Genomic DNA, 26,474 nt, shown 5'->3' on the forward strand with positions numbered 1-26,474 from the left:
CGAGCTCGAGCAGTTCTTCGTCGTCGACCATGTCGACCTTGTTCATGAACACGACGATGTAGGGCACGCCCACCTGACGGGCCAGCAGGATGTGCTCGCGGGTCTGGGGCATGGGGCCGTCGGCGCTGGAGACCACCAGGATCGCGCCGTCCATCTGGGCGGCACCGGTGATCATGTTCTTGACGTAGTCGGCGTGGCCGGGGCAGTCCACGTGGCTGTAGTGGCGCGTGGGGGTGTTGTACTCCACGTGCGCGGTGTTGATGGTGATGCCACGGGCCTTTTCTTCGGGGGCCTTGTCGATCTGGTCGTACGCCAGCTTCTCGACGGTGGGGTCCATCGCGGCGGCCGTGAAGGTGATCGCGGCCGTCAGGGTGGTCTTCCCGTGGTCCACGTGCCCAATCGTCCCGACGTTCACGTGCGGCTTCGTCCGTTCAAACGTTCCTTTTGCCATGTCTGTGTCCTCCTGGTCTGGAACTGCCCGCAAGGGAAGCAGGCAAGCCTTGACAGTGTACAGGGCCGCCGCGCAAACGCAAAGTGCCGCGCAGGCGGGCCACTGGGTGAGAAAGAGAAGCAGCGCGGCCCACACATGGGGACGCGCTACTCCGGCTGTTGGAGCTTCTGGTCGGGATTGAACCGACGACCTCTCCCTTACCAAGGGAGTGCTCTACCACTGAGCTACAGAAGCTTAGAAAAAGCGGGAAACGAGACTCGAACTCGCGACATTCAGCTTGGGAAGCTGACGCTCTACCAACTGAGCTATTCCCGCGTGATCGTGGTGGGCAGGGGCGGATTCGAACCGCCGTACACTTACGTGAACAGATTTACAGTCTGTCGCCTTTAACCACTCGGCCACCTACCCGTATTCTACTGTCTCGCCCCTTCGGGCCACGAGCCACCTTCTGTGTGGTGAGAAGAGGTCGTGTGGAGCCACCCAGGAGAATCGAACTCCCAACCTTCCGATTACAAGTCGGGTGCTCTACCAGTTGAGCTAGGGTGGCACCGTTCCTGAAAGAAGCTGGGGAAGGCCGGCCTCCGAGTGCGGAAGTGTGTCGCTGAGGCGCGATCACTTCCGGCTGGGAATAGTAGCACCGCCCCCGGGGGGTGTCAATCGCGCTCCGCTGAGGCCACGGGCGGGGCCCACCCTTGAGCCTTCCCTGAGCGTTGGGGCCGTATGCGCCATGTGGCGCATTTCGCTGACGGGCTGCAGGCGTATTCTGACGCGCGCACGGGAGAAACCTCCCTTGAAACCGCCCTCGTTTCTGGCCCCCGCCCTCTTGCCCGCCCCCGGGAGGCACCCCTTGGATAGTTTTCGCTCGCTGTGGCCGTACCTGCGCCTGCACACGCGCCAGTACGCCATCGGCCTGATCGCCGTGGTGATCGCCACATCGGTCAACCTGCTGCCGTTTTACCTGATTCGCCTCACCATTGACGGCCTGACCGGGCAGGTGGACACCAACCCGGCCACGCCCGGAATCACGCTGGGCACCGCCGCGCTGTACGCACTGGGCATCGTGGTTGCGGCGGTCACGGCCGGCTTTTTCATGCTGGTGATGCGCCGGCAGATTGTGATTGCCTCGCGCCAGAGCGAGTACGAGATCCGGCGCGACCTGTTTGCCCACCTGCAGACGCTGGACAAGCCGTATTACGACCGCGCCCGTACCGGCGACCTGATGAACCGCCTGACCGGCGACCTGAGCGCCGTGCGCGAAATGCTGGGCTTTGGCGCGTGGCAGATCGTGAGCATCGTGTCTGGCTTTGCCACGGCCTTTGCGGTGATGTTCAGCCTGAGCTGGCAGCTGACCCTGATCGTGGTGGCGATTGTGCCCGTGATCGTGGGCGTGCTGACCTATCTGGCGCGGCAGATCAACAAGCGCCACCGCCTGGCCCAGGAGCAGAACTCGCTGATCTCGGCCCGCGCGCAGGAGAACTTCAGCGGGGCGCGCGTGGTCAAGGGCTACGCCATTGAGGACCGCGAGATCGAGGATTACCGCGCCATGAACCTCGAACTGCTGAGGCGCAACATCGCCCTGACCAAGGTGGACGGGCCGCTGCGCTCCTTCATGAGCCTGCTGCTGGGGCTGGCCTTTGGCCTGATTCTGCTGGTGGGCGGGCGCCTGATTCTTGAGCCCGGCAGCACCTTTACAGTGGGGATGTTCGTGCAGTTCGTGGGCACCCTGGAGCGCCTGACGTGGCCCATGCTGATGATCGGCTGGATCACCGGCATCATTCAGCGCGGGCTGGCCTCGTGGGTGCGCCTCAAAGAGATCTTCGACGCCCAGCCGCTGGTGCGCGACGAGACCGGACGCACGGAGGCGCGTCTGCGCCAGCTGCGTGGGGACATTGACTTCCAGAACGTGACGCTGCGTTACGGCCAGACCAGCGTGCTGGAGGGCGTGAACCTGCAGATCCCGGCTGGCACCTTTCTGGGGATTACCGGCCCCACGGGCAGCGGCAAAACCGTGCTGGGCCAGTTGCTGACCCGCGCCATGGACCCCACGAGCGGCAGCATTCGCATTGACGGGCACGACCTGCGCGCCATTCCGCTGTCCACGCTGCGCGACGCGATCAGCGTGGTGCCGCAGGAACCTTTTCTGTTCAGCGACACCATTGCCAACAACATTGGCTTTGGCATTGAGGCGCGCGATCTGCCCGAGGTGCCCACCGGCGTGAGTGTGGTGGGGGCGCCGCCGCCCGCCGATATTCCGCAGACGCCGGACCCCGCCAAGGTGCGCGAGGCCGCGCGGCTGGCCGGCCTGCTGGACGATGTCGAGGATTTCCCGGCCGGCTTTGACACCATGCTGGGGGAACGCGGCGTGACCCTTTCGGGCGGGCAGCGCCAGCGCACCGCGATTGCCCGCGCGATTGTGCGCGAGCCGCGCATCCTGATTCTGGACGACTCCTTAAGCGCCGTGGACACCGAAACCGAGCGCCGCATTCTGGATGGCCTGCGCGAAGTCAGTCAGGGCCGCACGGTGATTCTGATGGCCCACCGCGTCTCCACCCTGCGCCACGCCGACCAGATCGTGGTGCTGGATGGCGGGCGGGTGGCCGAGCAGGGCAGCCATGAGGAACTGATTGCCCAGAACGGTCACTACGCGCAGCTGGAACGCCTGCAGCGCCTGGCCAGTGACCTGGATGCCGAAGACGACGCGGTGGCGGACCCCGAAACTGCCGCCAACCTGCTGGAACAGAAGGTGACCCCATGACCCGCCCCGACGCTGCCGACGCCGTTCAGAAGGGCTTTGACGCCCAGCTGACCCGCCGCATCCTGCGCTACGTGCGCCCCTACCTGGGGCTGGTGATCGGGGGGGTGGTGCTGGCGCTGCTGATCTCGCTGGCCTCACCGCTGTTTGCCCTGATTCAGCGTCACGCCATTGACGCCTACCTGTCGCCGCTGGCGCAGGGCCGGGCCGGCAGCCGCCAGGCGCTGCTGGACGGCCTGACCTGGACCGCGATGGCGTACATGGGGCTGAAGGTGGTGGAATTCGCCCTGCAGTACGGCTTTACCCTGGCGATTGGCTACCTGGGCCAGAACGTGCTGCGCGACATCCGCGCCGACGTGTTCAGCAAGCTGCAGCGCCTGCACCTGGCCTACTTTGACCAGAATCCGGTGGGCCGCCTGATCACCCGTGTGACGAGCGATGTGGACGCCATTAACCAGTTCATTACAGGTGGGCTGGTGAGCTTGATCCAGTCGAGCTTCATCATCGTGGTGTACGTGGTGATCATGCTGAGCGTGAACTGGCGCCTGGCGCTGATTTCCTTTTCGGTGCTGCCGGTGCTGTTCCTGACCACCAACTATTTCCGTACCAAACTGCGCGACGCCTTCCGCGAAACCCGCACCCAGCAGGCGATTGTGAACAGCAAGCTGAACGAGAACATCACCGGGATGCTGACGGTGCAACTGTTCGGGCGCCAGAAGCGCAGCGCCCTGGACTTCAACCTGAGCAACCGCGCCCTGCTGAGCGCCAACGAGAATTCGGTGAAGTGGTTTTCGCTGTTCATGCCGGTGGTGGCGGTGCTGGGGCAGGTAGCGGTGGCCCTCATTCTGTATTTCGCCGCCCGCCAGATTCTGGGCGCCGATGCCAGCGGGGCCGTGGCCGGGGCGATTACCGTGGGCACGCTGTTCGCCTTCGTGCAGCTGTCGCAGCAGCTGTTTCAGCCCATTCAGGATTTGGCCGACGTGTTCAACAACCTGCAGGCAGCGATGGCCAGCAGCGAGCGCATTTTTGGCGTGCTGGACACCGAAGAGGCCATTCAGGACAAGCCCGACGCGAAGACTCTGCCCCACTTTGAAGGTCGGGTGGACTTTGAGCGTGTGTGGTTCGCCTACGACCAGAGCGTGACCGCCGAGACGCCCGACAGCGATGACCGCTGGATTCTGCGCGGCATTGACCTGAGCATTGCCCCCGGCGAGAGCGTGGCCCTGGTGGGCGCCACCGGAGCGGGCAAAACCAGCGTGACGGCCCTGGTCAGCCGCTTTTATGACGTGCAGCGCGGCGCCGTGAAGGTGGACGGCGTGGACGTGCGCGACCTGGCCCAGCACGACCTGCGCAAGCATGTGGGCGTGGTGCTGCAGGACGTGTTTCTGTTCGCCGGCACTATTGAAAGCAACCTGACGCTGAACAACCCCGGGATTCCCCATGAGCGCGTGGTGGAGGCCTGCCGCTACGTGGGCGTGCATGACTACATCCTGGGCCTGGAACACGGCTACCAGACCGAGGTGCGCGAGCGCGGCGCCACGCTGAGCACCGGGCAGAAGCAGCTGCTGGCCTTTGCCCGCGCCCTGATCCAGAACCCGGACATTCTGCTGGTGCTGGACGAGGCCACCGCCAACGTGGATACCGAAACCGAACTGCGCATTCAGGCTGCGCTGGAAAAGGTGATGCGGGGGCGCACCAGCATCATCATTGCCCACCGCCTGAGCACCATCGAGCACTGCGACCGCATTGTGGTGATGCGCAAGGGCCGCATTGTGGAGCAGGGCAGCCACCGCCAGCTGCTGGACAAGGGCGGGTACTACGCCCGGCTGCACCGCCTGCAGTACGCGCAGGGGGACGCGGCGGACTGAGGGCGGTTGTGGGACGTGGGCTGTAGGTTGTGGGAAAACCCCTACAACCTACAGCCCACGTCCTACATCCCCTTACAAATACGCCAGCGCCCACTCCCGCTGTCCGTGGGCCACGCCAGCGCGCAGCAGGGCCAGGCCGTCCGGGGCCACATCATGGTGGTGTGGGGTGTCGCCCAGGATGGCCTGAAAGTCGGGCAGGGGGAGGCGGGCGGGGTCATGGAGGCGGGTATGCACCATGCCGCTCTGCACCTCGTACACGGCGCCGTACACGTTGCCCTTGCGGGCGTCCAGCGACACGCCCTGCTTGCCCTCGCCGCGCACCAGGGCTTCTAAGGTGCTGACGCCCAGCACCGGCGCGCCCCACACCCGGCCCAGGCCCAGGGCGTAGCTGGCGCCCACCCGCACGCCGGTATAGGAACCGGGGCCGGTGCCAATCACGATCAGGTCGGCGCGGAAGGGCAGGCCCACATCATCAAACAGGGTGCGGGCGGCCTGGGGCAGCAGTTCAGCGTGGGCGCGGCCCACCTCGCGCGACACGCTCAGCTCACCGCCGGGCCACACCAGGGCCAGGGTCAGCCAGGGGGTGGCCGTGTCCAGGGCCAGGGTGACAGAGGAGGGGGAAGCCGTCATCGCCCGGCATTGTAACGGGGGCTCTGTCACCCCTGCGGGAACGTGAGGCGGGGGCGGCGGGAAAGCGGCGCGGTGCTATGCTCGCAGCATCATGACGAATATCGCCAAAGGGCTTGAGGGCGTCCTCTTTACGGAAAGCAAACTCACGTTCATCAACGGCACCGAAGGGATTCTGACCCACCTGGGCATTCCCATTCAGGAGTGGGCCGAGAACAGCACCTTTGAAGAACTGTCGTTGGCGCTGCTGAACGGCCACCTGCCCACGGCGGCCGAGCTGGCGGCCTTTGACGCCGAGCTGAAGGCCAACCGCGCCATTCCCGAAGCCCTGATCAGCGTGATCCAGGCGATGCCCAAAGGGATTCACCCCATGCAGGCGCTGCGCACGGCGGTGTCGTACCTGGGCCTGCTGGACCCCCAGGCCGAAGACACCAGCCCCGAGGGCCGCCGCGCCATCGCCACGCGCATGATCGCGCAGTTCGCCACCATCATCGCCGCGATCAACCGCGCGCAGGACGGCCAGGACATCGTGGCGCCGCGCATGGACCTGACCCACGCGGGCAACTACCTGTACATGCTGAGCGGCAAGGAGCCCACCGCCGAGCAGGCCCGGCTGTTCGACATTGCCCTGGTGCTGCACGTGGACCACGGCATGAACGCCAGCACCTTCACGGCGATTGCCACGGCCTCCACGCTGTCGGACATGTACTCGTGCATCACCAGCGCCATTGGCGCGCTCAAGGGGCCGCTGCACGGCGGCGCCAACGAAGCCGTGATGGACATGCTGGACGAGGTGGGCACCCCCGAGCAGGCCGAGGCGTACATCACGAAAAAGCTGGACAACAAAGAGAAGATCATGGGCGTGGGGCACCGCGTGTACAAGTACTTTGACCCCCGCTCGCGCGTGCTGCGCGACTACGCCGAGCACGTGGCGAACAAGGAAGGCAAGAGCAACTACTACCAGATTCTGGAAACCATTGAAAAGGTCGTCGTGGACCGCATTGGCTCCAAGGGCATCTACCCCAACGTGGACTTTTACAGCGGCACGGTGTACAGCGACCTGGGGATTAAAAAGGAGTTCTTCACGCCCATCTTCGCCCTGGCCCGGATCAGCGGCTGGTGCGCCAGCGTGATTGAATACACCCGCGACAACCGCCTGCTGCGCCCCGACGCCGTGTACACCGGCGAGCGGGACGCGAAGTACGTGAAACTGCAGGACAGGGGCTGAGAGCTGAACGCTGAGGGTTGATAGAGGAGGGCGGCCAGGGAGAACCGGGCCGCCTTTCTGCTTGTTGCTGGGGCAGAGGGGAGCTGGGGCGTGCCCCTGAGCTTCTACCATTTCCCTTCAACCCTCACCGCCTCACTCCACTGGCCAGACCCGCAACACCCCGCTCTGCGCCGGCCCGTCAATGGTGAGGACCTCCAGGCGGCAGGGCAGATCGTCGCGCCCACACTCGCGCAGCAGGTAACTCAGGGCGGCGCGGTGCATCAGGGCCAGCTTGCGGGGGGTGACACTTTCGGCGGCGCTGCCGTGGTCGGCGGCGGCGCGGTGGCGAACCTCGGTGAAGACCAGGGTGCCGCCCGGCTCGCGGGTGACCAGATCAATCTCGCCGCCCCTGATGCGGTAGTTCTGGGCCAGCACCGTGCGGCCCAGGGCCTGCAGGTGGGCCGCCGCCCGGGCCTCGGCCTCGGCGCCTTTCATGGGCTCATGGCGGTACCCACAAGACTTGAAGGCTTCACCTTCAAGTCTTGTGGGGCGAGCGGAGCGAGTGACCGCGACAGACAGCGGTTGGAGTGGAGTTGAGGGGGTCTCTTCCTCCCCTCAACGCAACGGAAGACCGCTGTCAGGCCAGCCACGCGGCCCAGCCGGCGAAGTCGGGGACGGTCAGGGCGGCGCCCGCCGCGCGCAGGGCTTCGGCAGGCGCGGTGGTGGTGAGCGCCACCACGCGGCAACCAGCCCCGGCCGCGCTGCGCACGCCATTCACGGCGTCTTCGTGGGCCAGGCACTGCGCGGGGTCCAGGCCAAGGCGCGCGGCGCCCAGCAGGAACGGCTCTGGGTGGGGCTTGCCGCGCGTGACGTCCTCGCCCAGCACCCGCACGGTGAAGCGCTCGCCAAAGCCCAACGCCTCCATGCCAAAGGCCACGTTCACCGCGTCGGCGCTGGTGACCAGGCAGAAGGGGATGTTGCGGGCCTCCAGGGCGTCCAGGTAGGCGCCCAGCCCCTGCACCTCGCGCAGTGCGCCGGCGGCCAGGGCGCGGTAACGGCCTTCCTTGGTGTCGTGCACGCGGCGGCTCAGGGCCTCGTCCGGCACTGCGCCGGTCAGGCGCTCAATGATTTCGGGGTTGCGGCCACCGTCCACCTTGGTGTCCAGGTCGTGCTCGGTCAGGTGCAGGCCCAGCACCTCAGCCGCCACCTCCTGCCACGCCTGCCGGTGAAAGTGGTTGTTCAGGGTCAGCACCCCGTCCATGTCGAACAGCACGCCCGCCGGGCGCCAGGGCCAGCCGCTCACGCCTCGTCGTCTCCTTCGGGGCCGTGGCCCAGGTCGCGCAGCAGGTCGCGGTACAGCTGCGCGGCGCGCACCCGCACCTCGTCCAGCGACGTGTCGTCGGGGGCAAAGTCGGCCGCCACCTCCAGCGCCTCGGCCAGCACGGCGCTGTAGATGGGCCAGCGGCCTTCTGTTGCCGGTGTGCCTCCGTCCAGGGCCTGCAGGGCGGCCTCGGCGGCCGTACGCTCGGCGTCTTTCTTGCTGCGGCCCTCGCCGCCTGGGCCCAGCACCTCGCCGCCCACGCGCACGGTCACGCGGAAGGTGGGCTCGTGGGGCGGGCCCTGCGTGGTGACCTCGAAACTGGGGGTGCCCAGCCCCAGGGCGATGGCGCGGGCGATCAGGTCCCCTTTGGCATTGACGTTCATGCGCTCCAGCCTAGCGGTCTGCGCCCGGCAGGAGCGGGAGAGCCAGATGAGGAGGGGAGAGAGAAGGGTGGAGAGTGGTTAGGGGATGTGGTGCAGGACGGGCCGAGGGCTCTGGCAGCCCTCAATTCCTCGCGCCTGTGCCCCTCAAAACGAAGAGGACCAGGAACGTGCGCCCTGGTCCTCCGACTCGTTCCCCAGCCTTAAAAATCCAGACGGCCGCGTGGCCCGCCCAGGTGGTGCAGCTTCTCCGGGGTCCACAGTTCGTAGGGGTACATGGGGTACTGCCGCTTGAAGCGGCCCACGCGGTCCCAGACCTCGCGCGACTCGAAGGGCACCACCAGAATCAGGCGAATCACGCTGTCTTCGGCGTCGTACACGTAGAAGTCAAAGTGAAAGGTCTGCTCGTTGCCCTTGTCGGTAAACAGCGGAAAGGAAAAGGGCCGGTAGCGCCACGCCTTGCGCTTGGCACTCAGAATCTGTGCCGCCACGCGCTTGAGGTTGCTGTCTGGAAAGGTCAGCTTTTCGCCGTCGCGGTCCACGAACACGGTGTCCGGGGCCGGGGCGTCCAGCTGCACCCGCTTGAGTTCCGGCAGCGGTTTTTTACTGGCCGGCCGGGCGCCGCCGCGCGCCAGGCCCCCACGTCCCAGTCCCCCGCGTGCCGGGCCACGGCCACCCTGCCCGCTGCCCCCGCCGCTGCGGCTGGGCGTGCGCGCGCCGCCCTCGCTGCCGGGGCGGGCGGGGCCGCCCTGACCTTGTGGCCGGTCTGTCACCTTGCGGGGAGCGCGGTCCTCGCTGCCCCCGGCGCTGCTGCGGTCACGCACCGGGCGGCTGGCGTCGCGCGTGACGCCGCCCCGGCCCTGCGCGGTGTTCTTCTTCGGGCCGCGTCCCCGTGATCCTTTTCTAGGCCCTGTCATCCCGGTAGTGTACCGGGCGCCGGACCACAGGAAGCGGGACGCGGCCGCCTTTCTCCGCGTCCCGCTCCCCATTGCCCTTTACTTCGCCAGACCCCGGATCACGCTGAGGTTCACGAACTTGCTCAGGTCCGGCACGTCGCGCGCAAAGCCGGCTTCCTTGTTCAGCACGGCGTACTCGCTCAGGGTCTTCAGGTTGATGTCCCAGGTCACCCGGGTGCGCGCCAGGGCCTTGAACAGTTCGGCGGCGTTGGGGCGCTTGCCGGTAAAAGCGTAGATCTGATCGGCAATGGCCTTCTGGGCGCCCGCGTTGCTGCTGTTGATGAACTTGATGGCGTTCAGGTGCCCCTGCAGCAGGTCCGAAACGACGGCCGGGTTGGCAGCGGCGTACCGGGTGTTCACGACCAGCACGGTGGTGGTGTAGTTCCCGCCCTCCCAGATGGCTTTTTCGTTGGCCACCAGCCGGGCGCCCTGCGTTTCCAGGATGGCGCCCCAGGGTTCCTGCACCAGGGCGGCGTCCACCTGCTTGCTGGCAAAGGCGGCGGGCATGTTGGCCGGGTCAATGGGCACCACCGTCACCGTACCGCCTTCATCGGTGGCCTTGAGGCCGTTTTCGTGCAGCAGGTGGCGCAGGCTGATGTCCTGCGTGGAGCCGCGCGTGGGCACCGCCACCTTCTTGCCGCTCAGGCCCTTCACGTTGCGCACGCCGCTGTCCTTGCGGGCCACCAGCACCGCGCCCGCATTGGCCGCGCCCGCGTACACCTGAATGGGCACGCCGCGCATAAAGGCGTTCATGGCCGGCCCCGGGCCCACATAGGCGGCGTCAATAGCGCCGGCTGCAAAGGCCTCGTTGATCTGGGAGCCGTTGGCGAATTCCTTGACCACCAGCTTGACGTTGCCCAGTTCCTTCTGAAAAAGGCCGCGCTGAATACCCACCAGCCCGGCGGCGTGGGTCACGTTGGGAAACACCCCCAGGCGCAGTTCGCGCGCCTGCTGGGCGCTGGCGCTGGCCAGCAGCGAAAGGGTGAGGAGGGAGAGAACAGCTCGCTTCATAAAACAAAGCATAGCAGAGAAGTTGAGTCATTTTGTCAATTGAAGAACAGAAGGAAACAGGGGCGCCCTGGGGGTGCGGGGGTCGGCCGCTGGCGGTCACGCCTGGGTCACGGCTCTGTCACGGGGGGCCACCTACGCTGCGTGCCAGACGAGAACAGGGGCAAGGGGCCACGGTGGCCCTGCCTGTTCCCGCCCTGCTCTGGATGGAGCGCCCTGGGAGGGGAGAGACCATGAACCGCACTGCCTTCACCCGCACACTGCTGGCCCTGCCACTGATCCTGCTGCTGGGCACGCCCGCCCACGCCGACACGGTGCCTTCTGGGCTGTACGGCATCTATGCCAGTTCCCTGCAGGCGGGCATGACCAACGGCAACTACCGGGAACTGTTCGCGCCCAAGGTGTACGACCTGAACAATGGTCAGACGGCCCGCGTGACCATGAACCTGCTGGGGGGCGAGTACAAGGTCAAGGCCATCTGCGACGACGACTGCCTCGACATTGACCTGGAGGTGCGCGATGAACGCGGCAACCGCGTGGCCTGGGACTACGCCGCCGACGATGAACCCATCGTGACCTTCCGGGTGGGGCCGGGGCGATACACCGTGAACCTCAGCATGGAGGACTGCGACTGGACCCCGTGCACCGCCGTGCTGCTTTCCCTGTACCGCTAACTGTACTTTGGGGATATTCAGAGAAGTGACGAGAGGGCCAGCATCCGTGATGCTGGCCTTCCTGCTATGCCTCGTCCCCTTCCTCGATGGACTCGACATTTTCCCACCTGGTTCGCACCTTTCCTGACGCACTTTCGTCACCGTGCCCAGCGAACCTGGGCTCCGCTGTACGTCCGTGGACTGTGCAGCACTGCCCATCGGAAAAGCATGCAACCTCTGGCTGCCGTGGTCGCACCCGGGAAAGAAGACCACATCCAACAATTCATCACCGATAGCCCGTGGCTGACAGCTCCCCTGGAAACGCTGCTCGCTCAACGGGCCCAGCACATGCTCGGCGGGAAAGAAGCCGTCTTGATTATCGACGATACCTGTCTGACGAAATTCGGCACCAAATCCGTAGGCGTCGCCCGCCAGTACTCGGGGCAGGCTGGGAAGATTACCACCTGCCAATGTCTGGTCTCCTTGACCTTGGCCCAGCACGAGTTGCCCGTTCCCCTCGCGTTACGGCTTTTCCTGCCGCAGGAGTGGACCCGCGATCCTGCTCGTCTCAGCGCAGCTGGTGTTCCACTGGAACACCAGCTGCCGCAGACCAAGTGGGAGCTGGCTCTCAAGGAACTGGACCGGGTGCGCGAACACGTCACCTTCGGCATGGTGTTGGCAGATGCCGGGTACGGGGTGAATGCCCAGTTCCGGCAGGCACTGACCGAGCGCGGGCTGCTGTGGTCCGTGGGTGTGACCCGGACACAGACGGTCTATCCCCAGGACGTCCGTTTGATCCCGACCCCCAAGATCTTCCGAGGGAGAAGGCCGAAACACCCGACCCCCTCTGAGGACCGGCAATCGGTGGAGGAGGTCTTGAACGGTGCTGCATGGCAGCACCTAGTCTGGCGACACGGGACCAAGGGCCCGCTTGCAGGACGCTTTGCAGCGGTTTACGTCCGCCTGGCCGATGGGGAGAACGCCCAGGGCCAACACCTTCCCGGACAAGCTGCCTGGATCATCGGGGAACAGCGGCGGGGGGAGGAACGCAAATACTACGTCTGCAACCTGCCCGCCAACACACCGCTGGCTCGTCTGGTGGCGGTCACCAAGCGCCGTTGGGCCTGCGAGTTGACCCACCGGGAGCTGAAGGAGGAAGTCGGCCTGGATCACTTCGAGGGCCGTTCTTGGCAGGGCCTGCATCACCACGCCGTGCTCTGCATGGTGGCGCTGACCTTCCTTCAATGGCTACGACTCACTCAGCCCGACGATCTGATGGGCGACACCGTTCCCGCCATCCGCGCCGAGGTGGCAGGAGACTCGCCTCTGCCACCTCCCTGCCGTCAATGCCGCGCCTGCACAGCTTTATTCAGCGGTCCTTGAATATCCCCAAAGTACAGCTAAGAACCTCGAAGTTGATCTTGAGATCAACCGAGCGAAGCGAGGAGCGAAAAAAGGACGTTGCACCGGAAGTGGAGACTTTTCGGCGCTCTCCTGAAAAGTCGCAACGTGAGGGGCGATGTCCTGAGCCCACCCCAACACCGGGGCCGCCGACCTTCCCTGGGTCGGCGGCCCCTCCAGTCGTTTGCCTAGGCTTCGCGGCGCAGGCTCAGGCGGGGGTCGGGGGAGAGGTTGGCCGAGTGGAACGGCTTCATGCGGAAGCCCTGCGGAAACAGGCTGAAGCGGCCGTGCGTGACCGTGACCGCCAGCACCGAGGCCAGCAGCGCCTCGGCCATGCCCGCGCCCAGACAGGTGTGGGCGCCCGCGCCGTAGGGCTGAAAGGCACCCTTCTGCTTGTGCTCGTTGCGCGGGGCCAGGAAACGGTCCAGGTCAAAGGTGTCGGGGTCCTTGAACAGGGCCGGGTCGCGCTGCGAGGTGAAAAGCGCCATCAGGAGTCGCTCGCCCTGGCGCACGGGGAAGCCCTGCACCGTGAAGTCGCGCGTGGCGTAGCGGGGCAGGGTGTTCGCCACCGGGTACAGGCGCAGCACCTCCAGCACGGCGGCGTGCAGCACCTTCAGGTCGCGCAGCCGCTCGGCGGGCAGGCCCGCTTCGACCACCGGGCGCGCCTCGGCCTGCACCCGCGCCAGCACCTCGGGGCGGCGGTACAGCTCGTACAGGGTCAGCGACAGCACGTTCACCACCGTGTCCAGCCCGGCCACGTAGGGAATCAGCATCATGAACAGCAGTTCCTCGTCGTCCATCAGGTCCGGGCGGGTCTCGCGCAGGCGGCGCAGGTCGCTGACATAGCTTGAAGCGTGCTCGCCGGGGTCCTGGGCCAGCACCTCGTGGGCAAAGGCGCGCGCACTGGCCTTGGCGCGCAGGTACGCGGCCTTGCGCAGCGCCGCCGGACGGGCCGAACCCACCAGATGCACCGCCAGCTGGGTGTGCCAGTAGGTCATAAACGCGGCCAGATGCGGCCCTGGCAGGCGCCCCAGCGTCAGGGTGCCAATGCAGTCGGCCACCAGCCGCTGCGCAAAGGGCACCACCTTCAGCACCTCGCCGGGGGCGGTGCGGTCCAGCGCCTCCCGCGTCAGGGCGGCCACCTGGGGCAGGCCTTCCAGCACCCGGCTTTTGGCAAAGCCGGCGCGGGCGGCGGCCCGGTAGGCCAGATGGTCCGGGCCCTCCAGCATCGTCAGCACCTGCCGGCCACCGAACTCCTTGATAATCCCTTCCCACACGCGCCACGCGGTGACCTCGCCGCTGTTCTCGGCCATCACCTGTGCGGCCGTGGGCCCGGCCAGCACCACCAGCGACTGGTTCAGCACCTTCACCCGGAAACAGGGCCCCAACCGCGCGGCCTGGGCGGCCAGAAAGCCCTCGCTGTCGCGGATCATGGGGAGCAGGCTGCCCACCAGGGGCAACCCCGGGGCCAGCGGCATGGCAGAGGTGGGGGCGGGCGAAGCGGCAGTGGTCATGGCGGGGCCTCCTGGGACCAGGGCAAAAGGGAAGACGAAACGCGGCAGAGGCAGGGGAGAGAGTGCCTTATCACGGTACACCCTGAGCGGCATCCAGAGCGATTCTTAAGCTATAGGTGGTGAGAGCGGGCCAACGCCGCCGGGTCCTGGAGGTTGCGAGGACCCTCTTCAATCGTGCGGGCCGCTTCAACACTTCGGCTGGGGGAACTTGAGGGACCCGACGTTTTCTCCCCTTGGCAGGGCACTCGCAGAGCGGCGTCGCAAAGGGTGGGACCTGAACAGCGACTCAGCAGAGTCGGGTAAACGGGCCTGACCTTCTGGACCACGTTTGCGCACCTGCCGCCTCTCTAGAGCGGTTGACGAAAGAGCCCCCTCACCCCTCTCTGCGGCGCAGCTCTTGGAGTCCCACGAGGGCAGAGGGTCAAGAACCAACATCATCTTGATGTCAACTGCTCTGGGCTTGGAACCTGCCTGCACGAGGGGCTGGCACGAATTTCTATCCATTACCGGAATCTCCTGTTCCGTCCCAGAGGTTCTTTTTAAGCCCATTTCCGGCTGTTCGCCGCTTCTCCTGCTACCCCCTACCCGGCCAGCACGGCCAGCGCGGCCTGGGTGCCCCGCCGGGTGGCGGCCAGGGCGGGCCCCAGCTGCCACGCTGCGCGGTCCCGGGGGCCCACCGGGTTGCTGATGCCGCGCACCTCTAAGGCGGGCACGCCGGCCAGCAGCGCCGCGTGTGCCACCCCCGCGCCCTCCATGCCCTCGCACAGCGCGCCGGGAAAGCGGGCCGCCAGGGCCTGCGCGCCCTGGGCCGAGCCGGTCACGCTGCACAGGGTCAGCGCCGGCCCAAAGCGGGCGCCCGCCGCCTGCGCCACCTGCGCCGCCCTGGCCCACACCGCAAACTGGGTGCCCTGCTGCACCCCGGGCCGCACCGAGAGGCCCAGGGTGTCCAGTGGTAGGAACGCCGGGCCGTCCCAGGCGCCCAGATCGGCCTGCACGATCACGCTGGACACTGCCAGATCGCCCGGGGCCAGCCCGGAGCCGGGGTAGGCCCCGCCAATGCCCGCACTGATCACCAGCTCGGCTGGGGCCTGCGCCAGGGCCTGCGCCGTCGCCAGCGCCGCCGCCACCGGCCCCACGCCGCTGACCACCACGCGGGCGCCCGGCAGGTCCTGCAGGCGTTCGGCTTCGGGGAGCGTGGCCACCACGATCAGGGCGTTCATGGAGCGCAGGCTAGCGCGGCGCGCGCCGCGCTACGCCTGCAGCCGGGCCGGCCCCACGCGCAGGGTCAGGGCCCAGCGGTACACCACTTGCAGCTCGGCTTCGGAGGTCAGGGCTTCCAGGTAGCCACTTTCCAGGGCGTGGGCCAGGGCGTCTTGCTGCTCCTGGCGCAGGCGAGCGCTGGCGCGGGCCACCTCGGCGCGCACCTGGGCCCGGAACAGCAGGGGGGCCTCGTGGTCGGTCATGGGTGCAGTGTGCGCCCCCGCCCTGACGCCTTTCTTGCTGGGCGCTTTGTGGGGGCCGTGGCGGCCTAGGCGCCCGAAGAGTCTGGCCCGCCGGGCGGCGGGTGGAGCGCGGTGGCGGGCGGGCGCTGCAGCAAGTCGCGCAGCACCTGGGCCCGCTGCAGCACCTCGGCAGCCTCGGCCTGCAGGTTGGCAGCCTCCCGGGGCTGGCCGGCGCGGTCGTACTGGTCGGCCAGCCGCCCCAGCAGCAATGCCTGTTCGTTCAGGGCGCGCATGGCCGAGCCCAGGCTCTGGTCCACCACCCGCTGCACATCGGCCTGCAGGGTGCTGGCGCTGTAGGCGTGCCCGGTGTGGCAGCGGTACCGGGTCAGCGTTCCTTCGGTGATCTGGGCCATGACGCCGTGGCACTCCGGGCAGGTGACGGGGGACAGCGGCTGGGCCCGCAGCAGGTCCAGTGGCGCGTCGGCGTCGCCGCTGGCAGTGCGGACTTCCTGCTGCAGCCGCGTGCGCAGCCGCTCATCTGGGGCTGGCGGGGCGGCAGGCGCCGACAGCCGCCGCGTCCAGGCCACCAGGGCGGGGCCCAGATCGTGCGAGGACAGCACGTCGTGCACTTCCACCTGCCGGATGGCGCTCAGGGGCATGTCGGGGTATTCAGCGTCGGCCGGGTGCTGCGCCAGGGCCAGCCCGCCGCTGTGGCGAATGGCCCACAGCCCCGAGGTGCCGTCGTCCAGCATCCCCGAGAGCACCACCCCCGCTGCCCGCGCACCCTGTACAAAGGCCGCCGAACGAAACAGCACGTCAATGCTGGGCCGGGCGTGGTTCTCGCGTGGTCCGCGCGACAGCACGGCGCGCCCTCCCTCCACCAGCAGGTGGTGATCGGGCGGGGCCACCAGAATGCGGCCCGGGCGCAGGGGCGCGCCGTGTTCAGCGTGCGCGGCAGGCAATCGGCCCGCCCGCTGCAGCAGCGTGGGCAGCACGCTGGGCTGGTCCGGCGGGACATGCACGACCACCAGCACCGCTGCCGGGAAATCCGGCGGCAGGGTCTGCACAAGGTTCAGCAGGGCGCCCAGCGCCCCGGCCGAGCCTCCTATGACCACCAGTGGGGTTGACTCAGCGGCCATCCGGGGCCCCGGTGGGGGGCACCTTGGGCACGCTGAACCAGAAAGTCGCGCCCTGGTCTACCTTGCCCTCGGCCCACACGCGCCCGCCGTGCCGGTTCACGATGCGCCGCACCAGCGCCAGCCCCACACCCATGCCCTCGTAGTCGCTGTCGCGGTGCAGGCGCTGAAACACCCCGAACAGGCGGTCTTTCTGACGCATGTTGAAGCCCACGCCGTTGTCGCGCACGTACAGCAGCCACTCGCGGTCGGCTTCCTGGGCGCCCACCTGAATGCGCGCCGGGCAGCGCGTGCGGCTGAACTTCAGGGCGTTGCCCACAAGGTGGCTGAACACCAGTTGCAGCGCCAGGCTGTCGCCCGGCACGCGCGGCAGGCCGTCGGCGCTCAGGACCACCTCGCGGCCCCGCAGGTCGGCGGCCAGATCCTTGCGCACCTCGTGCAGCACCCGGTTCAGGTCCACGGCCTGAAAGCGCATGCGGCTGCGGCCAATGCGGAAAATGGTCAGCAGGGCGCGCAGCTGGTGTTCCATATGCTCGGCGGCCTGCTCAACCTGCTCGGCGCAGCGCACCTGTTCGGGGCTGGGGCCGGGCGGCCCGGCGCTCAGCTGCGAGGTAAAGGTGCGGATGTGCCGCAGCGGCGTGGTGAGGTCGTGCGCGGCGGCGTACAGGAAGGTTTCCAGCTCATCGCTGAGTTCGCGGATGTGCCGGGTGCGCTCTTCCACCTGCGCTTCCAGCGAGGCGTTCAGGCGCATCACCTCTTCCTGGGCCTCGCGCTGCAGGGTGATGTCGGTCAGCGTCAGGCGGCAGTGGCTGGGCACGCCGGGGGCGCCGGGCACCGCTTCGCCTTCCATCTGCACCGCCAGCCGCCGCTCGTCGGCACCGCGCAGCCACAGGTCCAGACTGCGGCGGCCCGGCTCGGTGGTCAGGCGGCGCAGGAACAGGGCGAAGGTGCGGCTTTCGGTGCTGTCCATGTGCGCCGAGAGCCGCCGCCGCAGCAGCTAGGCCCGGTCCACGCCCAGCATCCGGCACAGCGTGAGGTTGGCGCGCAGCACCACGCCGGTGTCGTCCAGGGTGGCGTAGCCCACAGGCGCGAAATCGAACAGCTGCTCGTACTCCTGCCGGGCCAGTTCCAGTTCCAGATTCTTGCGATTCAGTTCCTCGTTTTGCAGGCGCAGTTCAATCTGGTGAACCAAGAGTTCGTGCTCCTGGGCGCCGGGCGCCGGGCGGGGGACAGGCACAGGAGGGCTGTCCTGGGTATGCAGGGCCTGCTCGGCCTGCTGGCGCAAGAGGGCAGCGCGGTCATCTGAGGTCATGAGACCACCTGGGGCACGCGGCGTAGGAGCGCCGCGACGTTGTCAGGAAAATCCATAGTGGGCACCTCCGGGCAGCAAACGCGAACGAACGAAAGAAGGCCAGTCAACTTTGTATGAAACCTTACCGTGCCTATGCCTCTTCAACATGGCCCCCTTTCTTGATTTGTGTTAGCAGACCTTTCATTATTTTTTTACTTTCAGGGCAGGCGCTATGGTAAGCCACCGCTATGCCTGATCCCCAGTACGCGCCCGCCGGGCCCTCTTTATCTGCCGCACCGGGGCTCAGCGCCATCGTGGGTATCGGCGGCTCGGCCGGCGCACTGGACGGCTACGAGCGGTTTTTTCTCAGCCTGCCCGCCGACAGCGGCATGGCGTTTGTGGTGGTGCCCCACCTAGACCCCGACCACCGGGGCCTGATGCCCGACATTCTTGCGCGCTGCACCGGCATGCCCGTGCTGCAAATCGAAGACGGCATGGCCGCGCAGCCCAACACGGTGTACGTCATTGCGCCCGGGCACAGCCTGAGCATCATGAACGGGGTGCTGCTGCTCGAAGACCTGGAGGCGGCGCAGGGACGGGTGATTGACACCTTTTTCGAGGCGCTGGCCGCCGATCAGGGCGAGAGCGCGGTGGCGGTGGTGCTGTCTGGCATGGGCACCGACGGCACCCAGGGCCTTCAGGCCATCAAGGAGCACTTTGGGCTGGTGCTGGTGCAGGACCCCCAGAGCGCCGAGTACCCCTCCATGCCCGCCAGCGCGGCCGGCACCCAGCTGGCCGACGACGTTCTGCCCGCCGAGGAACTGGCCCCCAGCCTGTACATGCGCGTGACCCGGCGCCAGACGCTGCGGGTGGAAGACCTCGTGCAAGACGGTCAGGCTGGGGTGCCGCTGCAGAAGATTCTGCGGCTGGTGCGGGTGAAAACCGGGCACGATTTCAGCAACTACAAGCGCAGCACCCTGATCCGGCGTATTGACCGCCGCATGCGCAACCACCGCCTGGACAACGTGGCGCAGTACATGCGTTTTCTGCAGGACGTTCCCCAGGAAATCGACGCGCTGTTTCAGGACTTCACCATCAACGTGACCAGCTTTTTCCGCGACGCCGAGGCCTTTGCCGATCTCAAGGAAAACCTGCGCACCTCCGTGCTGACCCAGAAACAGGACATGGACACGGTGCGGGTGTGGGTGGTGGGCTGCGCCACCGGCGAGGAGGCGTATTCGGTGGCCATCGTGCTGCACGAGCTGATGGACGAGCTGAAAACCGAGCGCGTCTTCAAGGTGCAGGTGTTTGCCAGCGACATTGACCCCCAGGCCATCGAAAAAGCCCGTTACGGCCTGTACCCGCCCGAGATCGCCTACGTGGTGTCGCCCGAGCGGCTGGCGTTCGCCTTCGAGGAAAAGGACGGCGGGTATCAGGTGCGCTCGGCCATCCGGGAATCGGTGATTTTCGCGCTGCACAACACCTTCGGGGACCCGCCGTTTACCCGGCTGGACCTGCTGTGCTGCCGCAACATGCTGATTTACCTGAAAGTGGAGCTGCAGCGCCAGATCATGAACATCTTTCACTACGCGCTGCGCCCGGGCGGGCTGCTGTTTCTGGGCGCCAGCGAGACGGCAGGCTCGGACCGCGACCTGTTCCGGCCGCTGAACCTGCGCTGGAAAATCTACGTGCGCGGCGAGGGCGCCGCCCTGCCCCTGCTGCTGGGCCAGGGTGTCAGTCCCAGCACGCCGCCCGTGCCGCATACGGTGCCGGAAAGCAAGGTGGTGCCGGGCGGCCGGGCCGGCAGCGTGCCGCACCTGGCCCAGAGCCTGCTGCTGGCCCACCACGCCCCGCCCGCCGTGGTGATCAACGAGGGGGGTGACATCCAGTACGTGCACGGCAGCACCGCGCGCTACCTGGAACTGCCCGCCGGCACGGTCATGACCAACGTGTTCGACATGGCGCGCGAGGGCCTGCGCTACGAATTGCCGGCCCTGGTGCGTCAGGCGCTGGCTGAGCACCGCGAGGTGGTGCGGCGCGTGTCGACCGAGGTGGACGGCGCCCCCTGCGAGATCGACGTAACGGTGCGCCTGCTGCCCGCCCGCGCGCAGCGCCTGCTGCTCATTGAGTTTCAGGAGCGGGCCACGGGGCGCCTGGATCCCCCGCCCGCCGAGCACGCCGACCAGATTCTGACCCTGCAGCGCGAACTCCAGTACAACAAAGAAACCCTGCAGTCCACGGTCGAAGAGATGGCCGTGTCTATGGAGGAACTCAAGAGCACCAACGAGGAACTGCAGACCACGAACGAGGAACTGCAGAGCACCAACGAAGAATTGACCACCTCCAAGGAAGAGTTGCAATCCCTCAACGAGGAACTGACCACCATCAACGCCGAGCACCAGCGGGTGATCTTCGAGTCCATGCAGGCCAACGACGACCTGAAGAACATTCTGGACAGCGCCGGCATTGCCACCGTGTTTCTGGACAACGCCCTGCGCGTCAAGCGCTTTACCCCGCGCATTTCCCGCGTGATCAACCTGATGCCCGTGGACCTGGGGCGGCCCCTGTCGGATCTGAACGTGAACCTGTTCTACGAGCACCTGACGGCCGATATCGTGCGGGTGCTGGACACCCTGGAAGTCTTTGAAACCCAGGTGCGCACCCGCGACGAGCACTGGTACCTGATGCGCATCAGCCCCTACCGTACCTCGGACAACTTTATTGACGGCGTGGTGGTGGCCTTTACCAACATTGACCGCATCAAGGCGCTGGAACAGCAGGCGCGCGATACCTCGGCGTATGCCGGGCGGGTGCTGGACAGCATTCACGACCCGGTGCTGGTGCTGGACGCCCGGCTGCGGGTGGTGACGGCCAACCGCGCGCTGTACACGCTGCTGCGCAGCAGCCCGGCGCAGGTGCGCGGCGAGCGGCTGCACCACCTGGGCAACTTCATGCTAGATGAGCCCGAACTGTTGCAGCGCCTGCACGAGGTGCTGGCCGGCGGCGAGGCCGTGGTGGGCCAGGTGCTGACCCTGCACGCGCCCCACCTGGGCCCGCGCCAGTTCAAGATCGAGGTGGACCCGGTGCCCGGCGAGGACGAAACCAGCGTGATGGTCGTGCTGAAACTTGAAGACGTCACCGAGCTGATGCGCCGCGCCGCCGCCGAGGGCCCCGACTGGACCGGCGACGCGGGGCCGCCCCCCGAGCAGGACTAGTCAGCGGCCCTAGGGCACGTCCTCGTCCAGCGGCGCGTGGCTGAGGGCGAGGTCGCGCAGGACGTTGGCGCGGGCCTGCACCGCCTGGGCCTGGCTCAGCAGGGCCTGGGCCTGCGGGCCGGGCAGACGTTGGCCCAGACGTTCCAGCAGCAGAATGCCTTCGTCCATGGCGCGTCGGGTCTGGTACAGCTGGTCTTCAATGGCCCGCGAGAGTTCAGACAGCAGCACCGGCGCGGTGTAGGCGTGGCCGGTGTGGCAGCGAAAGCGCAGGGCGCCGCCCTCTTCAATCTGCACCATGGCGCCGTGGCATTCGGGGCAGGTAAAGGCCGAGTACGGCCCCAGGGCCGACACGTCGTGCGGCGAGGCCGGGCCCTGGCGGGCCAGGCGCACTTCCAGTTCCAGGCGGGCGCGTTCGTCGTCGGTCAGGGGGTCAGGCATGGGCACCTCTGGGGGGTGGGTCAGCACCAGATGGCTCAGCAGCGGGCCCAGGGCGGCGGCGCGGGCCACATGGTCCACCGCCACCTGCTCCAGCGCGGCGCGGGGCATGGCGTCAAAGGCGGCGTCCCCGGGGGCTTGCACCACGGCCACGCCCCCCTGCCGCTTGATGTTCCACAGCCCCGAGGCGCCGTCGTCCATAGAGCCCGAGAGCACCACGCCGATCACCCCGGAGCCGCGCGTGTGGGCCGCCGAACGGAACAGGGCGTCCACCGCCGGGCGAAAGCGGCTTTCCTTGGGCCCGCGCGTGACCGCCAGCCGCTCGCCGTCCAGCAGCAGGTGGTGGTCAGGCGGCGCCACGTACAGGTGCCCGGGGCGCGCCCGCTCGCCGTCGGTGGCTTGGTGGGCGGGCAGGGGCCCGGCGCGGCCCAGAATCTCGGGCAGGGCGCTGGGGCTATGGGGCGAGAGGTGCAGCACCACGCACACCGCCGCTGGCAGGTCGGGGTGCAGTCCGGCCACCAGCTGACTCAGGGCCTCGACCCCACCTGCAGAAGCGCCAATAACCACAACGGGCGCGCGTGCCATAGGGCCCTATTGTGCCCCACGCGGCTGCCGGCGGGGGCGCGCCCTTAAGGAACCTTAAGCCAAACCGGGGAAGAGGCGAAGCTCGGGCTGGCGGCCACATTACCCGGCTGTCACGGAGCGCCGGGGCGCACACGCCACAGTAGACGGGTCACGCGCAGCGCGCAGACAGGTTCAGTGGGGCCACAGACCCCAGAGGAGGCACCAGCATGACCAATGGCAACGGAAACGGCAATGGCGGCAACGGGGGCAACGAGGGCAAGCGCAACGGCGGCGGACGCGGCTTTGCCGGTATGGACCCCGAGCGTCAGCGCGCCATCGCGGCGGAAGGTGGCCGCGCGGCCCACGCCAGTGGCAACGCCCACGAGTTCACCAGCGAGGAAGCCCGCGAAGCCGGGCGCAAGGGCGGTCAAGCCTCGCGCGGCGGGCAGGGCGGGAGTGGCGGCGAAGAGGGGAGCGGCCAGCGCGGCGGCACCAGCGAGCAGCACGCCGAAGCTGGGCGCCAGAGCCACAAGAACGACTGATCCCCGGCTGTTGGGGTAAAGACAGCGGGGAGGCTGGCGGCCGTGAACACGGACAGGGCCGCCAGCGCCCCAAGGGCCACAGGGCCCTGCACCGAAGGGGGGCGTCCACCTTCGCAAAAACGGACGTGCGAGCGGGCCGGGCAGCAGGTGTCCAGTTACCGGTTCGAGGCCGGTGGTCCGTAGCCGACAGGCACCCCATCCGGGGAAGTCCTGTCCTTTTTTTGTCTTGAACAGCGGGAACGAAGAGCGGCCCCGGGTGGATATCTGGGGCAGGTTTTGGTCATGAGGACAGCTGGGCAGAGAGCGCCCTGGGTCCTGCCTGTGAAGACGCACAGAGGCTGAGCCTGGGAAAGCGGCGCCGCAGAGAGGGGCGAGCAGGCTGATGCTTCCTAATCGCGTTTTCATCGCAGCCGCGTCACCTCGCCGGACACTGTGCAAACGTTCGTCCGTGCAAACGCTCTGCCAAAGACATCGGCCTTAAGGAGCGCGGTCGGCTCCAGGAGGGAGCTGGCCGCTGCTGTGTAGCGCAGACCCCGCATCTGCCACAGCCTGCTTATGCCGTAGCCTGCGCTTATGGCTCTGTTTCGGCTGGACGGCAAACGCGCCCTGGTGACGGGCGGCAGCAAGGGCATTGGCTTGGCAGCGGCGCAGGCCCTGCACGAACTGGGGGCCCAGGTGACCCTGGCGGCGCGCGGCGAAGAGGCCCTGCGCGCCGCCGCCGAACCCCTGGGTGCGCGCTGGGTGGTGGCCGATGTGGGCACCGAGGCCGGCGTGCAGGCGGCGCTGGCCGCCGCGCCAGAGGTGGATATTCTGGTCAGCAACGCGGGCGGCCCACCCCCCACCCGGCCCAGCGCAGTCACCGAGGCGGCCTGGACGCAGGGCTTTGAAACCACCTTTCTCAGCACGGCGCGGCTGGCGGCGGGCGTGCTGCCCGGCATGCGCGAGCGGCGCTGGGGGCGCATTATTGCGGTCACCAGTCTGACGGTGGGGCGCCCGGCGCTGAACCTGCCGGTCAGCAACGCCATGCGCGCGGCGGTCACCAATCACCTGAAAACCCTGGCGCTGGAAGTGGCGGAAGACGGCGTGACCTGCAACACCGTGGCCCCCGGCTACACCGCCACCGAGCGCCTGCAGGCCCTGCACCGCGACCCCGCCGAGGCAGCGGCCCTGGCCGCGCGCATTCCGGCCCGGCGCTTTGGCGAGGCCGGCGAGGTGGCGGCGGCCGTGGCCTTTCTGGCCACCCACGAGGCCGGGTACATCACGGGGCAGGAACTGCTGGTGGATGGCGGCTGGGGGATCTGATCCAGCGGCCGGAACAGGCCGGCGTATTTTCCACGGAATGGCGTTGCAGAGCGGCGCGGCAGAGAGGAAAAAACGACGGATGTCCGGTGACCGAACCTGAACGGGGCCAGAACCGGGCTCCATTCGGTGCCGTTCTGAAGATGGACGGCAGTCCGTACACAGAACCGGCCTTGGCAGGGCTTCTCTCGTCCCACCTTCACCGTCTCTTGACCCGGGCAGATTAAGGTTGGATAGGTGAGCTGGGGTCAATCTGCCCGGCCGCGAATCGCATACCTTCAGGACAAAGGGGCTGAGTTTGTGCCCCCAAGGAGACCCGCCATGTCAATTGGACCGCTGGAAATCATTCTGCTGATCGTGATCATCGCGCTGGTGTTTGGCGCCCGCAAACTGCCGGAACTGGGCAAGGGCCTGGGCCAGGGCATCAAGGAGTTCAAGCGCGAAACCCGCCACGGCGAGGACCGCGCCGCCGTCACCGACGTGCCCTCGCGCCAGCTGGACCCTGCCACGGGCGCCCCGCTGCACACCCCCGCCGAGTCTGTGACCGAACGGCGCGGCTGAGCCGTCAGGGGGCCTGCTTCCATGTCCCACGGCACCGATCCCCAGGGCGGGCTGGCCAGCGCCCCGCTGTTTGACCACCTGGACGAACTCAGAAAGCGCATTGTCATCAGCCTCGTGTTCCTGGCGCTGGGGCTGGTGGTGGCGTTTCAGTTCCGGGTGCAGCTCATAGAACTGCTCCGGGAGCCGCTGACCTATTCCAAGCAGTACGCGGCGGGCAACGTTAAGCTGGTGACCCTGCAACTCACCGAACAGCTCATGCTCAGCCTGAATATTTCGTTCTGGGCCGGGTTGGCGCTGGCCCTGCCGTTCATCCTGGGGCAGGTGTGGGCCTTTATTGCGCCTGGTCTGTATGCCCACGAACGTCGCTGGGCGCTGCCGTTCATCCTGGGCGCGGGCCTGTCGTTCCTGGGCGGCGTGCTGTTCGCGTACAAACTGGTGCTGCCCACCATGGTGCCGTTTCTGGCCGACTTTATGGCCGGGGCGGTCGAGGGCAACTTCAGCCTGGGCAATTACATCGGCATCATCACGACCTTTCTGATCGCCTTTGGGCTGTCGTTCGAAATGCCCATCCTGGCGGTCATCCTGACCCGGATTGGCATTGTGAATCACGTCATGCTGCGCAAGGGCTGGCGCATTGCGCTCGTGGCGATCATGGTGGCCGCCGCCATTATTACCCCCACCCCGGACCCCACGAACATGCTGCTGGTGGCCGTTCCCTTGTACGTGCTTTACGAGCTGGGCGTGATTCTGTCGCGGGCCTTCCGCCTGCCGCCGCCCGAAGAAAGCCCGGCGCTGGGCCTGTAAAGCGCCTCTGCTTGGCCCAGCTGGCCTGTCTTCCACTGGAAGGCAGGCCGCTTTCTGTGGCCATAAGCCCTACACTACAAAGCACCTATGGATCCGGTGTTCTTGCAGATTGGCAATTTCACGATTGCCTGGTACGGCGTGCTGATCACGCTGGGAATTGTGGCGGGCGTGTGGGTGGGCACGAAAATGGCGCGCGAACGCGGCCTGAACGTGGACCTGTTCAACGACATGATTCTGTGGATGATCGTCTGGGGGCTGGTGGGCGCCCGGCTGGTGTTCGTGCTGACCTCCTGGCAGCAGTTCGAGAACACGCCCTTCCCCCGGGTGCTGCTGGACATCGTCAACCTGCGCCAGGGCGGAATTTCCATTCACGGCGGGCTTATCGGCGGCATTCTGGTCATGCTGTATTACGCCCGCCGCAAGGGCATGGACTTCTACCGCTACGCCGATCTGTGCGTGCCCGGCGTGGCTTTTGGCATCATTGGCGGACGCATCGGCAACATCATGAACGGCACCGACACGGTGGGCCGCGTGACCGGCTGGCCCATCGGCTTCCGCTGGCCGGACAGCGCGCGGGCTTTCCACGACGGCATGTGTGTGCGCAACCCCAACCCGGACATGGACCTCTCGCAGTACTGCCAGCGCATTGGCGATCAGCTGGTCATGACCGCGCCCGTGCACTTTGCGCAGCTGTACGGCGTGATCATCGGCATCATCCTGTCGGTGGCGGCCTACTTCTGGCTGCGCTCGCGCATTCCGGGCTGGGCGTTCTGGCAGTTCTGGCTGTGGTACAGCATTCTGCGCGCGGGCTGGGAAGAAACCTTCCGCCTGAACCCCCTGTCGCCCCGGGCCTACCTGAACCAGGGCCTGGACGCCCCCGGCATCGGCTTTTTCACCGATACGCACCTGATCAGCATTCCCCTGATTCTGGTCAGTATCTGGATGCTGCTGCGCCTGCGCAAGAAGGGCGCCCCCGCCCCGGTGCCCGCGCCCAGCCCGGAAGCCCGAAGCGCCTGAACCCTTCACCCACCCCGTGGCCCCCCTGAG

Annotated in this window: 25 protein-coding genes and 4 tRNA genes; 11 read left to right on the forward strand and 18 right to left on the reverse strand. The window is 67.3% G+C overall.

Going from position 1 to position 26,474, the window contains the following annotated elements:
• From KMW22_RS00005 to KMW22_RS00025, 5 genes are all read right to left on the reverse strand, one after another.
• The coding region (locus tag KMW22_RS00005; protein WP_221087978.1) for a GTP-binding protein at positions 1-451 on the reverse strand (451 nt) is incomplete at its 3' end.
• Positions 452-610: 159 nt separating this feature from the next.
• A tRNA-Thr gene (locus KMW22_RS00010) sits at positions 611-685 on the reverse strand.
• An 8-nt stretch (positions 686-693) separates the two neighbouring features.
• A tRNA-Gly gene (locus KMW22_RS00015) sits at positions 694-766 on the reverse strand.
• Positions 767-773: 7 nt separating this feature from the next.
• Positions 774-859 (reverse strand) — tRNA-Tyr (locus KMW22_RS00020).
• Between the two features lie 63 nt (positions 860-922).
• Positions 923-998: transfer RNA gene (locus KMW22_RS00025), tRNA-Thr, on the reverse strand.
• Between the two features lie 300 nt (positions 999-1,298).
• Here KMW22_RS00025 and KMW22_RS00030 point away from each other — a divergent pair.
• Both KMW22_RS00030 and KMW22_RS00035 read left to right on the forward strand, forming a co-directional pair.
• Positions 1,299-3,206, forward strand: coding sequence for an ABC transporter ATP-binding protein (locus KMW22_RS00030; protein WP_221087979.1), 1,908 nt, complete (start codon positions 1,299-1,301; stop codon positions 3,204-3,206).
• The gene (locus tag KMW22_RS00035; RefSeq protein ID WP_221087980.1) at positions 3,203-5,071 is read left to right on the forward strand and encodes an ABC transporter ATP-binding protein; all 1,869 of its coding nucleotides are present in this window, start codon (positions 3,203-3,205) and stop codon (positions 5,069-5,071) included. The genes KMW22_RS00030 and KMW22_RS00035 overlap by 4 nt, the downstream gene beginning before the upstream one ends.
• A 72-nt stretch (positions 5,072-5,143) precedes the next feature.
• On the opposite strand, the gene tsaB is transcribed toward KMW22_RS00035, so the two are convergent.
• Positions 5,144-5,701 carry a tRNA (adenosine(37)-N6)-threonylcarbamoyltransferase complex dimerization subunit type 1 TsaB gene (tsaB, locus tag KMW22_RS00040; protein WP_221087981.1) on the reverse strand — a complete coding sequence of 186 codons (558 nt, stop codon included), beginning with the start codon at positions 5,699-5,701 and terminating at the stop codon, positions 5,144-5,146.
• Positions 5,702-5,792: 91 nt separating this feature from the next.
• Here tsaB and KMW22_RS00045 point away from each other — a divergent pair, with 91 nt between their 5' ends.
• Positions 5,793-6,926, forward strand: a complete 1,134-nt coding sequence (locus tag KMW22_RS00045; RefSeq protein ID WP_221087982.1) for a citrate/2-methylcitrate synthase — start codon at positions 5,793-5,795, stop codon at positions 6,924-6,926.
• A gap of 132 nt (positions 6,927-7,058) precedes the next feature.
• Here the strand turns inward: KMW22_RS00045 and KMW22_RS00050 are convergent, their stop codons facing one another.
• The 5 genes from KMW22_RS00050 to KMW22_RS00070 form a co-directional block, all read right to left on the reverse strand.
• Positions 7,059-7,400, reverse strand: coding sequence for a YraN family protein (locus KMW22_RS00050; protein ID WP_221087983.1), 342 nt, complete (start codon positions 7,398-7,400; stop codon positions 7,059-7,061).
• A 142-nt stretch (positions 7,401-7,542) separates the two neighbouring features.
• Entirely contained in the window at positions 7,543-8,208 is a 666-nt protein-coding gene (locus KMW22_RS00055; RefSeq protein ID WP_328774536.1) for an HAD family hydrolase, read from the reverse strand.
• Positions 8,205-8,609, reverse strand: a complete 405-nt coding sequence (locus tag KMW22_RS00060; protein WP_221087984.1) for a putative dsRNA-binding protein — start codon at positions 8,607-8,609, stop codon at positions 8,205-8,207. Before KMW22_RS00060 ends, KMW22_RS00055 begins: the two co-directional genes overlap by 4 nt.
• 200 nt (positions 8,610-8,809) lie before the next feature.
• Positions 8,810-9,523 (reverse strand): hypothetical protein, encoded by a 714-nt coding sequence (locus KMW22_RS00065; RefSeq protein ID WP_221087985.1) that lies wholly within the window; start codon positions 9,521-9,523, stop codon positions 8,810-8,812.
• A gap of 78 nt (positions 9,524-9,601) precedes the next feature.
• Positions 9,602-10,573: an ABC transporter substrate-binding protein gene (locus KMW22_RS00070; RefSeq protein ID WP_221087986.1), complete on the reverse strand. Its 972-nt coding sequence runs from the start codon at positions 10,571-10,573 to the stop codon at positions 9,602-9,604.
• Positions 10,574-10,803: 230 nt separating this feature from the next.
• Between KMW22_RS00070 and KMW22_RS00075 the strand changes: the two genes are divergently transcribed.
• Positions 10,804-11,244 (forward strand): hypothetical protein, encoded by a 441-nt coding sequence (locus KMW22_RS00075; RefSeq protein ID WP_221087987.1) that lies wholly within the window; start codon positions 10,804-10,806, stop codon positions 11,242-11,244.
• A 66-nt stretch (positions 11,245-11,310) separates the two neighbouring features.
• Positions 11,311-12,606, forward strand: coding sequence for an IS701 family transposase (locus KMW22_RS00080; RefSeq protein ID WP_221087988.1), 1,296 nt, complete (start codon positions 11,311-11,313; stop codon positions 12,604-12,606).
• A gap of 206 nt (positions 12,607-12,812) precedes the next feature.
• Here KMW22_RS00080 and KMW22_RS00085 read toward each other — a convergent pair whose 3' ends face one another.
• The 6 genes from KMW22_RS00085 to KMW22_RS00110 all read right to left on the reverse strand — a co-directional run bounded on the left by KMW22_RS00085 (position 12,813) and on the right by KMW22_RS00110 (position 18,028).
• Positions 12,813-14,138, reverse strand: coding sequence for a cytochrome P450 (locus tag KMW22_RS00085; protein ID WP_221087989.1), 1,326 nt, complete (start codon positions 14,136-14,138; stop codon positions 12,813-12,815).
• Between the two features lie 581 nt (positions 14,139-14,719).
• Positions 14,720-15,358: a futalosine hydrolase gene (gene mqnB / locus KMW22_RS00090; RefSeq protein ID WP_221087990.1), complete on the reverse strand. Its 639-nt coding sequence runs from the start codon at positions 15,356-15,358 to the stop codon at positions 14,720-14,722.
• 30 nt (positions 15,359-15,388) lie between these two features.
• On the reverse strand, positions 15,389-15,601 hold the full coding sequence (locus tag KMW22_RS00095) for a hypothetical protein (RefSeq protein WP_221087991.1): 213 nt from the start codon (positions 15,599-15,601) through the stop codon (positions 15,389-15,391).
• 65 nt (positions 15,602-15,666) lie between these two features.
• Complete coding sequence (locus KMW22_RS00100; RefSeq protein ID WP_221087992.1) at positions 15,667-16,719, reverse strand: chemotaxis protein CheB; 1,053 nt, start codon at positions 16,717-16,719, stop codon at positions 15,667-15,669.
• Complete coding sequence (locus KMW22_RS00105) at positions 16,709-17,686, reverse strand: sensor histidine kinase (RefSeq protein WP_221087993.1); 978 nt, start codon at positions 17,684-17,686, stop codon at positions 16,709-16,711. The genes KMW22_RS00100 and KMW22_RS00105 overlap by 11 nt, the downstream gene beginning before the upstream one ends.
• 27 nt (positions 17,687-17,713) lie before the next feature.
• Positions 17,714-18,028, reverse strand: a complete 315-nt coding sequence (locus tag KMW22_RS00110; RefSeq protein WP_221087994.1) for a PAS domain-containing protein — start codon at positions 18,026-18,028, stop codon at positions 17,714-17,716.
• A gap of 227 nt (positions 18,029-18,255) precedes the next feature.
• Between KMW22_RS00110 and KMW22_RS00115 the strand changes: the two genes are divergently transcribed.
• On the forward strand, positions 18,256-21,222 hold the full coding sequence (locus KMW22_RS00115; RefSeq protein ID WP_221087995.1) for a CheR family methyltransferase: 2,967 nt from the start codon (positions 18,256-18,258) through the stop codon (positions 21,220-21,222).
• 9 nt (positions 21,223-21,231) lie between these two features.
• Here the strand turns inward: KMW22_RS00115 and KMW22_RS00120 are convergent, their stop codons facing one another.
• On the reverse strand, positions 21,232-22,242 hold the full coding sequence (locus KMW22_RS00120; RefSeq protein WP_221087996.1) for a chemotaxis protein CheB: 1,011 nt from the start codon (positions 22,240-22,242) through the stop codon (positions 21,232-21,234).
• A 206-nt stretch (positions 22,243-22,448) separates the two neighbouring features.
• On the opposite strand from KMW22_RS00120, the gene KMW22_RS00125 reads away from it, so the two are divergent.
• From KMW22_RS00125 to KMW22_RS00145, 5 genes are all read left to right on the forward strand, one after another.
• Positions 22,449-22,763, forward strand: coding sequence for a KGG domain-containing protein (locus KMW22_RS00125; protein ID WP_221087997.1), 315 nt, complete (start codon positions 22,449-22,451; stop codon positions 22,761-22,763).
• A 573-nt stretch (positions 22,764-23,336) separates the two neighbouring features.
• A complete protein-coding gene (locus KMW22_RS00130) occupies positions 23,337-24,065 on the forward strand; it encodes an SDR family oxidoreductase (protein ID WP_221087998.1) in 729 nt (242 codons plus the stop codon).
• Between the two features lie 318 nt (positions 24,066-24,383).
• Positions 24,384-24,623, forward strand: coding sequence for a twin-arginine translocase TatA/TatE family subunit (locus tag KMW22_RS00135; protein ID WP_221087999.1), 240 nt, complete (start codon positions 24,384-24,386; stop codon positions 24,621-24,623).
• Positions 24,624-24,644: 21 nt separating this feature from the next.
• Entirely contained in the window at positions 24,645-25,427 is a 783-nt protein-coding gene (gene tatC, locus KMW22_RS00140; RefSeq protein WP_221088000.1) for a twin-arginine translocase subunit TatC, read from the forward strand.
• An 87-nt stretch (positions 25,428-25,514) separates the two neighbouring features.
• Entirely contained in the window at positions 25,515-26,444 is a 930-nt protein-coding gene (locus KMW22_RS00145) for a prolipoprotein diacylglyceryl transferase (RefSeq protein WP_221088001.1), read from the forward strand.
• Positions 26,445-26,474: the final 30 nt, after the last annotated feature.

The organism is Deinococcus aquaedulcis (assembly GCF_019693445.1).
Classification (GTDB): Bacteria; Deinococcota; Deinococci; order Deinococcales; family Deinococcaceae; genus Deinococcus; species Deinococcus aquaedulcis.